The 14,472-nt window shown below is 41.2% G+C and carries 12 protein-coding genes; 8 read left to right on the top strand and 4 right to left on the bottom strand.

Going from position 1 to position 14,472, the window contains the following annotated elements; all coding sequences use genetic code 11:
* Positions 1-44: 44 nt before the first annotated feature.
* Positions 45-167 (bottom strand): hypothetical protein, encoded by a 123-nt coding sequence (locus HWQ37_RS34910; protein ID WP_465249719.1) that lies wholly within the window; start codon positions 165-167, stop codon positions 45-47.
* A 343-nt stretch (positions 168-510) separates the two neighbouring features.
* On the opposite strand from HWQ37_RS34910, the gene HWQ37_RS25405 reads away from it, so the two are divergent.
* A complete protein-coding gene (locus tag HWQ37_RS25405; RefSeq protein ID WP_292752523.1) occupies positions 511-849 on the top strand; it encodes a hypothetical protein in 339 nt (112 codons plus the stop codon).
* Between the two features lie 54 nt (positions 850-903).
* Here HWQ37_RS25405 and HWQ37_RS25400 read toward each other — a convergent pair whose 3' ends face one another.
* Positions 904-1,509, bottom strand: coding sequence for a class I SAM-dependent methyltransferase (locus tag HWQ37_RS25400; RefSeq protein WP_292752521.1), 606 nt, complete (start codon positions 1,507-1,509; stop codon positions 904-906).
* Between the two features lie 474 nt (positions 1,510-1,983).
* Between HWQ37_RS25400 and HWQ37_RS25395 the strand changes: the two genes are divergently transcribed.
* A complete protein-coding gene (locus tag HWQ37_RS25395; RefSeq protein ID WP_292752519.1) occupies positions 1,984-3,066 on the top strand; it encodes a peptidoglycan-binding domain-containing protein in 1,083 nt (360 codons plus the stop codon).
* A gap of 305 nt (positions 3,067-3,371) precedes the next feature.
* The gene (ftsH4, locus tag HWQ37_RS25390; protein ID WP_292752518.1) at positions 3,372-5,240 is read left to right on the top strand and encodes an ATP-dependent zinc metalloprotease FtsH4; all 1,869 of its coding nucleotides are present in this window, start codon (positions 3,372-3,374) and stop codon (positions 5,238-5,240) included.
* A gap of 465 nt (positions 5,241-5,705) precedes the next feature.
* Here the strand turns inward: ftsH4 and HWQ37_RS25385 are convergent, their stop codons facing one another.
* Positions 5,706-5,885: a DUF6364 family protein gene (locus tag HWQ37_RS25385; protein ID WP_292752516.1), complete on the bottom strand. Its 180-nt coding sequence runs from the start codon at positions 5,883-5,885 to the stop codon at positions 5,706-5,708.
* Between the two features lie 740 nt (positions 5,886-6,625).
* On the opposite strand from HWQ37_RS25385, the gene HWQ37_RS25380 reads away from it, so the two are divergent.
* The 5 genes from HWQ37_RS25380 to HWQ37_RS25360 all read left to right on the top strand — a co-directional run bounded on the left by HWQ37_RS25380 (position 6,626) and on the right by HWQ37_RS25360 (position 13,620).
* Positions 6,626-8,386, top strand: a complete 1,761-nt coding sequence (locus tag HWQ37_RS25380; protein ID WP_292752514.1) for a Mu transposase C-terminal domain-containing protein — start codon at positions 6,626-6,628, stop codon at positions 8,384-8,386.
* Between the two features lie 3 nt (positions 8,387-8,389).
* Positions 8,390-9,226, top strand: coding sequence for a TniB family NTP-binding protein (locus tag HWQ37_RS25375; RefSeq protein WP_292752512.1), 837 nt, complete (start codon positions 8,390-8,392; stop codon positions 9,224-9,226).
* Positions 9,226-9,729, top strand: a complete 504-nt coding sequence (locus HWQ37_RS25370) for a TniQ family protein (RefSeq protein WP_292752510.1) — start codon at positions 9,226-9,228, stop codon at positions 9,727-9,729. Before HWQ37_RS25375 ends, HWQ37_RS25370 begins: the two co-directional genes overlap by 1 nt.
* 347 nt (positions 9,730-10,076) lie before the next feature.
* On the top strand, positions 10,077-11,087 hold the full coding sequence (locus HWQ37_RS25365) for an AAA family ATPase (RefSeq protein ID WP_292752509.1): 1,011 nt from the start codon (positions 10,077-10,079) through the stop codon (positions 11,085-11,087).
* Between the two features lie 19 nt (positions 11,088-11,106).
* Complete coding sequence (locus HWQ37_RS25360; protein ID WP_292752507.1) at positions 11,107-13,620, top strand: S8 family peptidase; 2,514 nt, start codon at positions 11,107-11,109, stop codon at positions 13,618-13,620.
* Between the two features lie 250 nt (positions 13,621-13,870).
* On the opposite strand, the gene HWQ37_RS25355 is transcribed toward HWQ37_RS25360, so the two are convergent.
* Positions 13,871-14,368 carry a hypothetical protein gene (locus tag HWQ37_RS25355; protein WP_292752505.1) on the bottom strand — a complete coding sequence of 166 codons (498 nt, stop codon included), beginning with the start codon at positions 14,366-14,368 and terminating at the stop codon, positions 13,871-13,873.
* Positions 14,369-14,472: the final 104 nt, after the last annotated feature.

The raw sequence follows: 14,472 nt of genomic DNA, 5'->3' as shown, positions 1-14,472 counted from the left end.
CCCGCTCAACGATACTAGATGTAACATTAGCAGTCAACATTAGGCTATGAAGTTTGAGATTTAATACTGCTTGTAAATCTTGGTGCTTCTCTACTGAGAAATTCTAGAAGCTCAAAAAAACTCATGGGTGGCTTTTTCAGACTTTGAGACTGTCGCTGTAATACCATTATCTCTTTTCCATTGGCTAACTCCCACAGGTTTCACACCTTTAAGAGTAATTAATCTACCTGGTACAGTTTTTAATCCTAAACGGCTTTCATCCCCACACCAATATCGGGTTTTTCGAGATTGGTCTAGTGGTGCTATTAAATGTTTTTTAATAGCACAAAGGTATTCTGGCAGTTTTTTTTAAACTCTTCTTCCGCTTCTGCTTGATGTTTTATCCCCACTGGTCTGGGGACTTTTAACTTCGCTTTCATTTGATAATGCACTGTATCATGTACTACTTTATACGATACATCTATTGCCGCGTTGACAATAAATATAAGGTTTGAACTCTTTCTTTACCTGATGCCGTTTTTTGTTGCTTCAGTAGCTGATGTAACTCCTCAGCCGTTTCTTTTATTTCTATTTTCACAACCTTACACATTAGGGACTATTTCCTTTTTATTCCTATTTAACTATATGTATCATCCTTTTAGTGAAATGGTATTAGAACGTATTTCGGTGGAAATGGTCTTTCGCAGCTTGTATTTTTTCCATCGCGCACGATCGCACAATTTACAATTACAACTGATTCCTTGGTTGGTTGAACATCAGCGTTCTATAGGCTTGGTCAAGGCCATTCCTCAACGACATCGGCGCAATGCCTCAAGGTCGCTTTACATCTGGGCTGAGGCTTTAACTTGACACCAATGCCGTCTCGCCCGCCCAATATATGCAAGTTAAATGTGAAACAGCTTATCACTTTGTCGCTACACCGATAATATGAGGACTAACAATCGGCAATTGTGCATCAAAACGCTCATAATTGATGCTACTAAAACCAGCATTTCCTAATGCTGCCCAAGTTTCTCGATCTGGATGACAACCATCACCTATGACTTTCCAAATTGGACTAATTGTGTTTTGTATTTGTCGTAATAAACTTCCTTGAGGTGCAGCGACGTGTTCAATAAATAAGAAGCGTCCACCTGGTTTAAGTACTCTTAAAATTGCCTGTAATGTATAATCTATATTCGGCACTGAACACAAAACCAATGTACTAACAACAGTATCTATACTGTTATCTTCGGCATCTAACCATTCAGCATTACCAATGCGGAGGTCGATGTTTAAACCCAGTTTTTCTGCTTGTTTTCGCAGAGAGGAATGCCTATGTAGATTTGGCTCGATTCCTATCCAGTGGATGTCTTTAGGATAGTAGGGCAAGTTAGTCCCTGTTCCGGGGCTAATTTCTAACACTTTACCTTGGAGATTATCAAAAAGAGAACGTTTGTGGTCGCTGACAATTTTATCATGTTTGCTGCTATTTGAAGCCATCATCCAGGCAAAGAAATGCTTGGACAAGTTTGCAAAAGTCTAATTTTTTGAATCTCCAATAATTTGGTTTACAGTCATTATCTACTTCCTAATTTTGAGCCGATAAAATGGTGTGTAAAATAACCCTTTATAGCCTCAAGGTACAATACTTTGTATTTCTTATACCTCACCCATTAGACTCACCTGATAGGATGAATTTAATTAACATATTAGGCGTAGCGACTGACCGCAAGATATCACAGAAATGACAAAAAGATAGAGATATCTATAATATAGGGCGATGTGCGATGCCTACGGCGGGCTTTGCCTACGCTATGGTTGTATAATTTTTGGTAATCATAGCCAGAGATTTTTTAATAGCCGTTTCGGTTTCACTATCTATACCAGTCCTAAATCATTTGTGAACAATAAGATCCCTGACTTCTTTGATAAGTCGGGGATCTGAGTGTATCGAGTCACAGAGAAATTAGCTAAAAACAATTGTTTCATTCCATAAAAACTATGAGCTTTAAACTTCAAGCTTTGCAACTTCCTACTCTCCAGAAAAAATCCGAAGGGCTGATTGTAACTGCTTGGCAGAAATTCCTTTTAGATTATGACTTTCCCATTGCTGCTGTTGATGGGGATTTTGGGAATATTACAGCTCAAGCAACTCGTGAATATCAGACTAGTAACGCTTTAACAGTAACGGGAATTGTCGATAATGCTACTTATAAAAAAGCCCTAGAGCAAGGTTTTGCAATTTACTTTGCAATTTATACCGATGCCGGTAAAAAATTCTTAACCTATCTTAACTTTGGAGAAAATGAGGTCAAAGACTTACAACAAAGTCTAACAGCGATCGCTCGTTTGAATCCGCCGTTAGTAGCTGATGGTGACTTTGGCCTCAACAGTACAAAAGGACTAGCTGAAACTTATAAAATCAGAGACATCAATTTTCGAGCCGAGTTAGCTAAACAGCTTTCTAATACAACAAAAACCAAACTTGGCATTGATTTGGAGTTGGCTTTAGACAACATAACTGAATACGCCAAAAGATTAAGACAACGACTGAGTGGAAAAGCCTGGGTTAATTTTTTCCCAGACAGCGACTTAATTGATGATTTAGCTTCTCCCTTCCGTCAAAAAGTCCAAGCTTTTGAGCAAGCCTTAAAAAATGCCGGAGCTAATATCAATATATCTTCGGTTTTTCGCCCCTCAGAACGGGCTTATTTAATGCACTATGCTTTCCGTATTAGTAATGGTGAAATTGCTGCCAAAGATGTTCCACCTATGCCGAATGTAGATATTAATTGGCTGCATTACACCAATGCTGGTTCTGTCCAAGCTGCTAAAGAAATGGTGTCTGCTTACAATATTGCTTTTCGACCTGTTCTTACCTCTCGTCATACCCAAAGATTAGCAATTGATTGGGAAATTACCTGGCCAGGAACCTTAAAGATCAAAAACGCTAATGGAACTATAGTTAGTATCGATCAGCCAGGAACGAGTTATGAAAATTCTATTTTATGGCAGGTTGGCCGCTCTTACGGTGTGATTAAATTATCTAGCGATCGCCCCCATTGGTCTAATGATGGACATTAATAGCATAGAAGTAACCGCATATATTTTGCGTCTCCCAATCTCTGCATACTGTTTGAGTACGGTAAACCGTATTTGCTCGTTAGTTCCCAAAGATTAATTAAATTGTTAAGTTTAGTTACATAAATAAATAAAAAAATGCTGCAAACATTGCTAAAGAGGAGAAATTATGAGAGGCGATTCAAAATTAAAGAACTTCTGCCTCTTAACTCAGCACTCAGCACGGGCTAAACGCCCGCTACCGCTAACAGCACTCAGCACTTCTAACGTCCAATTTAGTTTTCGTTATTTAAGGATTAGTAACATCTATGGGAATTAAAGAACAGCCTAAGTCACCTCGGTTTCGGATCGTTGCTAATATATTACTGGCAGTATCAGGACTATTCCTGCTCCTAAATTTATTTTTGCCTGGTTTATTTGCTTCTGGCCCTACAGGTGTTCCTTATAGCTTATTTATTCATCAAGTACAGGAAGGGGAAGTCAGCCGCGTTTCCGTTGGTCAAAACCAGATCCTTTACCAATTAAAAGCAGAAAATGCCGAATCGCCGTCGGTATTTGCAACTACACCCATCTTTGATTTAGAGTTACCCAAACTGCTAGAAGAAAAGGGAGTTGAGTTCGCTGCTACACCGCCACCTAAAAATACTTGGTTTACAACGCTCTTGAGTTGGGTAATTCCACCACTAATTTTTATTGGTATTTGGCAGTTCTTTCTCGCCCGTGGTGGCGGCGGCGGTGGGCCTCAAGGCGCTCTCTCTATTGGTAAGAGCAAAGCTAAGGTTTACGTTGAAGGCGAATCTGCTAAAATCACCTTTGCAGATGTGGCCGGGGTAGAAGAAGCAAAAACTGAGTTAGTGGAAATTGTCGATTTCCTGAAGACTCCGGCAAGATTTACGCAAATTGGCGCGAGGATTCCCAAAGGTGTGCTGTTAGTTGGCCCTCCTGGTACTGGTAAGACACTGTTAGCGAAAGCCGTAGCAGGAGAAGCAGGAGTTCCATTTTTCAGTATTTCTGGTTCCGAGTTTGTAGAATTGTTTGTCGGTGTGGGTTCTTCTAGAGTGCGGGATTTGTTTGAACAGGCTAAAAAACAAGCTCCCTGTATTATATTCATTGATGAATTAGATGCGATTGGTAAGTCTCGTAGTGGTAACGGCTTCTACGGCGGTAACGATGAGCGAGAACAAACCCTCAACCAATTACTAACTGAGATGGACGGATTTGCGGCTGGGGATGCAACGGTGATTGTGTTAGCAGCTACCAACCGCCCTGAAACACTAGACCCTGCATTGCTGCGTCCAGGCCGCTTTGACCGTCAAGTATTGGTAGACCGTCCCGATTTATCTGGTCGTGAAGCAATTCTCAAGATTCACGCTCAAAAGGTAAAATTAGGAGATGATGTAGATTTAAGAGCGATCGCTACTCGTACCCCTGGTTTTGCTGGCGCAGATTTGGCTAATTTGGTGAACGAAGCCGCATTATTAGCAGCGCGCAATTTCCGTGAAAGGGTTGCTCAAGAAGACTTTGCCGAAGCAATTGAGCGAGTAGTTGCCGGTTTAGAGAAAAAGAGTCGCGTGATGAACGAGACTGAGAAAAAGATTGTTGCATACCATGAAGTTGGTCACGCAATGGTCGGGGCGCTCACAACCGGAAATGGTCGCGTAGAAAAGATTTCGATTATCCCTCGTGGGATGGCTGCTTTGGGCTACACTCTACAGTTACCAACTGAAGACCGCTTTTTGATGAATGAAGCAGAATTGCGGGGTCAGATTGCAACTCTGTTGGGTGGACGTTCCGCCGAAGAGGTGGTGTTTAACAGTATTACCACAGGTGCTTCCAACGATTTGCAACGAGCAACTGACTTGGCAGAACGGATGGTAACAGCTTATGGCATGAGTAAAGTCTTAGGGCCATTGGCTTATCAACAAGGACAACAAGCAATGTTCTTGGGTAATGGTGGTGCTAATCCCCGGCGGGCAGTGAGTGAAGAAACGTCGAAAGCGATTGATAGCGAAGTGAAGGAAATCGTGGAAACAGCCCACGAACAAGCCCTAGAGATTCTCAGACAGAATCGAGACTTGCTAGAAGCGATCGCTACTCAATTGTTAGAAACAGAAGTCATTGAAGGCGAAAAACTGCACAGTTTGCTAAGTCAGGTTAAACCCGTAACTAATTCGTAATTCGTAATACTTCTCTACGAGACGCTACGCGTAGCTTGCTTCCCCGCAGGGGTACGCTCAGTACAAGTTCGTAATTCGTGATTCGTAATGGGCTACGCCTCTCTACGCTAACGTAATTAAAAAAATCAGGTTTGAAACCTGACGGGGCGACAAAAAAGGCTATGATACTGATAAAATAAGCTTCATAGCCCTGAGACCCCGTTCATAATACTTGCGTTTATTGGGACTTAATTTCATTAAATCCGTGACTAAATCTTGACATGGTTCTACAAAATTGACCCAAGTTTGACCCTTACGGGTGACGCTCGTTCCTCGCTAACGCCAGTCGCTCATGGGGGAAACCCCCAAGACCGCGCTGGCTCACCATTTGCTTTTCATTTAACGTGTCGCGGAAATCCCCACCTTTAATGTACTCATAAGGTGGGGATAGGGAGCGGACGGCGACGATTCCACCCCCGACTGATATCAATCGTCAGATTGATTAGGGAGTGAGGTGGATAAGGAGTCGTCAATCTTGGGACTAGGCAACCTGTCGATCCAGTCTTCAACCAACTGCGTAACTGTTTTTTCTTTGCTTTGTGCATAGATTTTGAGTTTTTCTAATCTCCTCTCAGATATCCTTAAATTCAATCTTCCACTTTTCATAAATAGACATACAGCGTATGTCTATTTATGATAATATATAAATGGTCGATGACCCGCCCAACTGCATGGAACATAAAGGCTAACTTCAAAGTAGTCAGACTTGCCGCAGCAACATCAGAGATTGGGGAAGGAATACTGTTAGCTGGTTGACTATTGTCGTGAATCCAAGCGGTGTTGTACGAAACAAAAATCAAACTCCCTGCGGTAGGCGGGGGGCTGCCTGTGGACGCTGTGTAAGACCAAAAGCTAGATGGCTAGTAGAGGCAACGGCGGATGAGACGGGAAACCCAAAAGACGAATAAAACCGTCGTTGTTGTAGTTGAAATTGTAAGCTCCTTTTTCAGCGAAGCAAAAAGGGGTACTTCACGGAATCTTCATTTTTAAGTAAACTATATTTACTTTTATTTAATGCCTCTAATCTCCTGTTTTTTTCTAATTCATCATCTAAACTGAGAGAAAATTATGTACATTCACTAATTATTTGTCAATTTAACAAAATATTGTCAAAATATTCTAAATACCTAAAACCCTGACATAGCAAGGATTATGTCAGGGTTTTTCCTATTTAAGACAGTTATACCCCTCTAAGCCGATATTCACTAATTAGATGTCAAATACCAGATATTTCACAATTTAATTGTCACTTCCCAAAAACCTGGAAAAATCATAACTTTTCATAAATTAACAAATTATTTGTCAATTTGATAGTATAATACAACTATGTTTTGATAAAACACTGTATGGAAAATGCAGAATCTTCTACAACCTCTACGACTTGGGCAAGCTCCGCAGATGTTAACAACGATCTTGCTGAAGCAAACGTTATAGTTTCTAAACTTTCAGATGAAGCTTTGCTGAAAATGGAGGTGATTCAAAATCTTTTAGAAAATAGCGATGCCTACGGCGGGCTGCGCCAACGCACTACATATACTCAAAAGCTCAAGGAAGCGGCAGAAAAGCTTGGTAAATCAGTACGTACAGTGCGACGGCTGGTAGATAAATGGGAACAGGAAGGTTTGGTTGGCCTAGTACAAAATCAACGGATGGATAAAGGGAAACATCGAGTTGATGAAGACTGGCAAGAGTTTGTATTGAAAACTTATAAGGAGGGTAATAAGGGAAGTAAAAGAATGACTCGCCAGCAGGTATTTATTAGAGTGAAGGCAAGAGCAGACGAACTGGGAGTTAAACCTCCTTCCCACATGACGGTTTACCGAATTTTGCAACCGTTAATAGATAAAATTGAGCAAGCTAAAAGTATTCGCAGTCCGGGTTGGCGTGGTTCCCGCTTATCAGTGAAAACCCGTGATGGGAAAGATTTACAAATAGAACATAGTAACCAAGTTTGGCAGTGCGACCACACCCTTGTTGATGTTTTATTAGTAGATCAGCATGGCAAAATTCTTAGTCGTCCTTGGTTAACAACGGTTATTGATAGCTATTCGCGCTGCATTATGGGGATTAACTTGGGCTACGATGCACCAAGTTCTCAAGTTGTGGCTTTAGCGCTGCGTCATGCAATTTTGCCCAAGCAATATGGTTCAGAATATGGACTTAATGAAGAATGGGGTACTTCTGGTTTGCCGCAACACTTTTATACGGATGGGGGTAAAGATTTTCGTTCTAACCATTTACAGCAAATAGGAGTGCAGTTAGGGTTTGTTTGTCATTTGCGCGTTAGCGAAGCGGCTCTGAAAGAGCTTCGCCCATCTGAAGGTGGTAGTGTTGAGCGTCCGTTTAAAACTCTAAATACAGAATTATTCTCAACTTTACAGGGATATACAGGTTCAAACGTTCAAGAGCGACCAGAGGAAGCGGAAAAAGAAGCTTGCTTAACGTTGCGGCAGTTAGAGCAAATGTTGGTGCGTTACATCGTTGATAACTATAACCAGCGACTTGATGCTCGAATGGGCGACCAGACAAGATTTCAACGCTGGGAATCTGGTTTAATTTCTTCCCTCGATTTACTTTCCGAGAGGGATTTGGATATTTGCTTAATGAAGCAAGCACGGCGGCAAATTCAACGCGGGGGATATTTGCAATTTGAAAACTTGATGTACCGGGGTGAATATTTAGCGGGTTATGCGGGAGAAAGCGTAGTATTGCGATATGACCCCAGAGACATCACAACGATTTTGGTTTATAGCATAGAAGGGGATAAAGAGGTATTTATTGCTCGTGCTTACGCTCAAGATTTGGAGACAGAAGAACTATCTTTAGATGAGGCAAAAGCTAGCAGCCGTAAAGTGCGGGAAGCGGGTAAAGCTGTGAGCAATCGGTCAATTTTGGCAGAAGTTCGGGAACGCGAAACATTCCAAACTCAAAAGAAAACTAAAAAAGAACGTCAAAAAGCAGAACAAGCTGTAGTTGAAAAGGCTAAAAAACCTGTGCCTGTTGAACCAGTGGAAGAAATTGAAGTGGCATCTGTTGACGGTGATACAGAATACCAGATGCCAGAGGTATTTGATTACGAACAAATGCGTGAAGATTACGGGTGGTAGAGAATGACTTCAAAACAAGCCCAAGAAATTGCCCAACAATTGGGTGATATTCCCAAAAATGATGCCAATTTACAAGCAGAAATTCAACGATTAAACCGTAAAAGTTTTGTGCCATTAGAACAAGTGCAAATTCTGCATGAATGGCTAGAGAGTAAGCGTCAAGCTCGTCAATGTTGTCGAATTATCGGAGAGTCACGTACAGGTAAAACTATGGCCTGCAATGCTTACAGGTTGAGACATAAGCCAATACAACAGATGGGTAAACCCCCAATAGTTCCTGTTGCTTACATCCAGGCTGATCCAGACTGTAGTTCTAAGGATTTGTTCAGGTTAATCATTGAGCATTTGAAATATCAAATGACAAAGGGAACAGTTGCCGAAATTCGAGAGCGAACTAGACGCGTTATGAAAACCTGTGGTGTAGAGACGTTAATTATTGATGAAGCCGATCGCTTAAAACCAAATACGTTTAGAGATGTACGGGACATTGGTGAAGAATTAGAAATATCTGTTGTCTTAGTAGGAACAGATCGCCTGGATGCAGTTATTAAGCGTGATGAACAGGTTTACAATCGTTTTCGTGCCTGTCATCGGTTTGGTAAGTCTTCTGGTGAAGATTTTCAGCGAACTGTGGAGATTTGGGAAAAACAAATTTTAAAACTGCCAGTTGCTTCTAATCTTTACAGCGAGACGATGCTAAATACTTTAGGTGAGGCAACGAGGGGTTATATTGGTTTGCTAGATATGATTTTGAGAGAATCAGCAATTCGGGCGTTAAAGAAAGGATTACAGAAAGTTGATTTGGAGACGCTGAAGGAAGTTGCGGCAGAATACAAGTAATGGAAGTTGTAGAAATTCAACCTTGGCTGTTTCAAATAGAACCTTTACAGGGAGAAAGTTTGAGTCACTTTTTAGGGCGTTTTCGACGCGCAAATGATTTAACGCCTACTGGGTTAGGTAAAGCCACAGGACTTGGGGGTGCGATCGCGCGTTGGGAAAAGTTTCGGTTTAATCCTCCTCCTTCTCGGCAGCAGTTGGAAGCATTGGCTGTTGTAGTCGGAGTTGATGTCGATAGGTTAGTGCAGATGTTACCACCTCCTGGTATGGGGATGAAAATGGAGCCTATTCGATTATGTGCTGCTTGTTATACCGAGTCGCCTTGTCACAAGATTGAGTGGCAGTTGAAGGTGACACTGGGATGCGATCGCCACAAGTTAAGCTTGCTTTCAGAATGTCCCAACTGTGGGGCTAGGTTTAAGGTTCCAGCACTGTGGGTAGATGGTTGGTGTCAAAGGTGTTTTATGACGTTTCCTGATATGGCACAGTGTCAAAAGCATTATTGACTGCCAAACTTGTAAGCCTAATACCATTGTTCCAAATGTCAGTCACCCATGATCCCCCTTTGCCTCTTGAAATGAAGAGCAAGGTGAATGAGGCGTAGACGCATAGCAGCTTGTCGCATACATTGCTTATGAAAGCAATGTGAACTAGAAAGAAGATGGAGCAAAAATAAGCAGGCAATCTCGTAGAAAAAGCTGCCTTAATTAGAGAGCTTGAGGAATGATTTCTGTCAGGTGTAATATTTCAGTGCTAGTATATATAGCCTTTTGCATTTCCAACCTTTATTTAATAGTACAAATTTACTACAATAAATTAGGGTACATAAAATATCCAATTCCGGTTCTAAAGTATGGCACGTGGCGAAATTCTCAGAAAACTCTTCAGAAGCTTCTCTCGCAATGAGAGAGAAGAGTTTTTGGCTGCCGCTATGGAACTTATTGAAGAAGAAAAGAATAAAAACCACATCCTGCTTGCTAGAGATTTGGAAAAGCTGCTCCAAAATGGCAATGGATACAGCAAGCCCCTAGCTGCTAACCAGGCTCCCTGGAACCAGTTTTCTGAACCCCCTAAAGATAAGGATACTGGGCTTGCCTTACTTGAGGTAAAACAATTCGATCTGACATGGGATCACATTGTCCTCAGTGAAAAAATTTTTGATACCCTGCAAGAAATCGTCCTCGAAAACCGTAAGCAAGACATACTCGCAGCCTATAATCTCAAGCCCAAAAACAAATTACTATTCTGTGGCCCACCTGGCTGTGGCAAAACTCAAACCGCAAAAGTTCTCTCCAGCGCACTGGGGCTGCCGCTGGTTTACGTGAACCTAACAGCAGTATTCTCTTCTTACTTAGGTGAAACTGCAACCAATCTTCAGAAAATTTTTACTTACATCGAAAAGGGAGAATGGCTTGTTTTGTTTGATGAGTTTGATGCGATCGCCCGCGATCGCGATAACTTAAATGAACATGGTGAAGTTAAACGGTTAGTCAATAGTTTGCTACAACTCATCGATAATGCAACCAATCAGAGCATATTTGTCGCGGCCACCAATCACGAAAAACTTCTAGACAGTGCTGTTTGGCGACGATTTGATGAAGTTATTTTCTTTGATAATCCATCGGTTGAACTGCGGACAGTTCTTTTGAATCGTTACTTATCTGCTATCCGTTATACTGCTATTGATCTGTCTACGTTTGCTGATCGACTTGAGAATGCTACTGGAGCAGATATTGAGCGTATATGCTCTGATGCGATTAAAGCCGTAATTTTACGGGGTGAACGTACCTTGACTGCTGATGATTTAGAGGTTGCGATAGGGCGTTTTTTAGAAAGGCAAAGTATAATAGCAAACTCCAAATAATTATTTACGTCGAATCACAATGGGGAATCAGTTTGAACACCTGAGATTACCGAGAATAATAAACATTGAATTACCTCGACGAGCTACTGGTGGTGGTTTTGGTGGTACGAAACGTACTGATGTCAGTGAACACGGTAAGCAGCTATTAGGTCAAATTTCTAGCCTTATTGAGCCTGTTAAGCAAAAGATTAGCCCTTTCCGTCTTGACCCAAAATTGATTTTTAAGATCAAAGTTGCTGAAAAACACACTTTTTCAGACAATTTGGTAACTCAAATAGGACTAAATGTTTTAGCACGCGAACCCAATAAAGCTATTGTTGTCTTCTCATCCGACAATGAGCTAGCAGAATTCAAGAAGCGGTTAGAAAATTATAGTCAGATCAAAGATGGGCCAAAATATGAATACTTAGGGGCAATCGATGAGCTAGTTCCCCTCGAACCAGAAGATCGCATTGGTCATCTGTTAGATATAAAGCGTGTAGAAGCTGGTGAAGTTGCCGCTTTAGATTTAGAACTTTGGCACACAGGCGATCGCAAAGAAATGCAAAATTACTTGGACAAGATTGCCCAAGTGTTAGAGGAATTGTCCAGTGGTACTGCTCCTATGAGAATGAGTGATAAATATATAGGTGAATATCTATGTATTGCTCGGATTAAAGTCACTCATGAAGTTTTAGAACTATTGCTGCTAGAGGAAATGGTCAAGGAAATTGATCGCCCTCCCCAACCTGGATTTGAGAGAACAGGTGATTACAATCTGCCCATTTCTAGTTTTCCCGAAGTTGTTCCTCCACCTGAAGACAATTGCGGCATTCTTGTGATCGACTCTGGCGTACTGCGTGGTCATCCATTGATTGCTCCGGTACTGGGTGAGGCTGAAGTATTCCCAGATGCGAAACGGGAAGTCATACAAGGTGGCCCTGACGATGTACATGGACATGGCACAAGTGTCGCTGGAATTGCTATCTATGGAAATATTGAGAACTGCATTAAACAGCTTTCATTTGAGCCAACGGCTTGGCTATTTTCTGCTCGTGTAACAGATGAGAATGGCAAATATGATGAAGATATTCTCGTAGAAACTCAACTTCATGAAGCCATTCGTGCTTTTGTTGAACACTATCCCAACTGCAAAGTCATCAATATCTCGCTAGGTAATGATGAACAAATTTACCGAGATGGTCTAAAGCAGTTTCGGCTAGCCGCCAAAATAGATGAAATTGCTTATCAATACCAAGATAAAAACATTGTGTTTGTAATTTCAGCCGGTAATGCTTTTTATGAAGAGGCACAGTCAAATGAGCAACTACGGACTGAGTACCCAAATTATCTGCTGAACAAGAGCGCTCGAATTATCGACCCAGCAACTTCAGCAATTGCATTAACCGTAGGTTCTTTATCATTTGGCCGAGGTAGTATTACAGAACCTTCTGATGTTCGTCGTCAGGCGATCGCAAATTTATCAGGATACCCTTCTCCATTTACCAGAACTGGCTTTGGCGTAGATGGAATGATTAAGCCTGATGTTGTGGACTTTGGTGGAGATTTAGTGTTAGACCTCAGTTATCGAGAAAATTTAGGTCTACCTAAAGTCAATGTATTGCCAGATAGTGTAGCTGGTGTTTCTGTTGTAACTCTATCCAAAGATTTCAACAGTTCTTTATTTCACATCTGTAGTGGTACGAGCTTTGCGGCTCCTCGTGTTGCTAACCTTGCTGCTCAACTTTTTACAAAATATCCAAAAGCTAGTTCTAATCTAATTCGGGCGCTTATTGTCAACTCTGCGGTTCTTCCGAAGGAAATTCCGCCTGAATTTCAATGTAATAGTAAACAATCTCAGAGTCAAAATACAAAGCAAATCGAGAACCAGTTAGCAATCTATGGCTATGGGCAGAGTGATTTGGAACGTGCAATGTATTCTGCTGAGAATTACGTTGTTCTATCAGAGGACAATATCTTAATTCCAGTAGGTAAGTTTCATATTTATGAAATTCCCCAATTACCGCCTGAATTTTTTGAAGTAGAAGGTACTCGCATACTATCAATCACCTTGGCATTTGATCCACCAACTCGTCCCACTCGTGGAGACTCATATTTAGGAGTCACGATGGAATTCAACCTTTTCAAGGGAATTGATCGCGAAAGTATCGTGAATGCTTATGTAGATGCTAGCAAAACAGATGTACCTGATAAATTTGCCGAAATCTCACTGGACATCTTGAAGAAAAAACACAAAGGATCTAATATCGTTTGTAACTTGTCTCCAACTTCCACCCTTCGGAAGAAAGCAACAGTGCAAAGGGGACAAGTAGAAATAACGCCCAGAGCCATAAAATATAATAATTTACCCATGATTCTAGTTGTTAATTGTAACCGTAAATGGGCAAATCCAGATGAAATCGAAATGCAACGTTATGCCTTAGTAGCTTCCATTAGCCATTCCGCTCCTCAAGTTAATTTATACAATCGCATGAGACTCCAGATTAACCAGAGAAGCGATAGAGAGCAAGAACGATTACGAGGAAGAGTTTAATTGATAATCCGGTAATAGGAGTCAGCGTACTATAACTTTATAAGACACAGTAATTACAGCTTGACTCGTTTTTAAGGATGCGATCGATCGCACTTGACAAGCCAAACTTTACACCATCAAGCGATCGCCTCTCTCTAGCTAACGCAGTCATCAGGGTAGATGTTGTAGTAATTCCAGAGTTTTTAAGCGATAGAGAAAGATTGGTTAGCCATTGAGTAATGCTATACGTACTTTTATTAGTAACGAAAAATTATATATTTTTGTGATACTGCTTGCCGATACTTTCAGTTGGAACGAAACTCAGGGTTTGCTCAATTGATTTCAGCGCTGATTGAATATCTGCATTTAGCGCATCTGCCTCAACTTTAATCACAGCCACGCCCTTACCAACTTCCGTCAGGGATTTTTTGATAGTTCTGATTCGTCCTAAAGCTGTGCGGATCTGCTGAATCTGTTGTTCAACAGCAGTCACATCCAGTTCTGATTCAAAGCTACGCAATTTATTTAACCTTTGCTGGATCACCAAAAAGCGGATAGCAATGATTAAAAATGGATGAGTTGTTGCAATCCAATAACCTGACTCAGAAACTCCCTCTGCCCAATCACCGATTTCCTGTGCTAATCCCTCACGGGAATAACTTAAAAAAATTGCCGAATTTGCAGAACGCCGCACCATTGCTGACTGTAAATGTTGAGTGATTGCTTGGCGACCAAAAGGTTTTGAGGGTCGTTTTCTAGCTTCAATCACTATTGACAGTTCAATTACAGCTAACGATTTACTGGTGAACTTTACGAGAATAAGCTAATCGGCATTTAAGCTGCATAATATAAATGTAGAGTCGATTGAAAATA

The organism is Nostoc sp. NMS4 (assembly GCF_017115095.1).
GTDB lineage: Bacteria > Cyanobacteriota > Cyanobacteriia > Cyanobacteriales > Nostocaceae > Nostoc.
The sequence above is the reverse complement of the archived record's forward strand: the minus strand, read 5'-3'. Positions and strand labels throughout refer to the sequence as shown.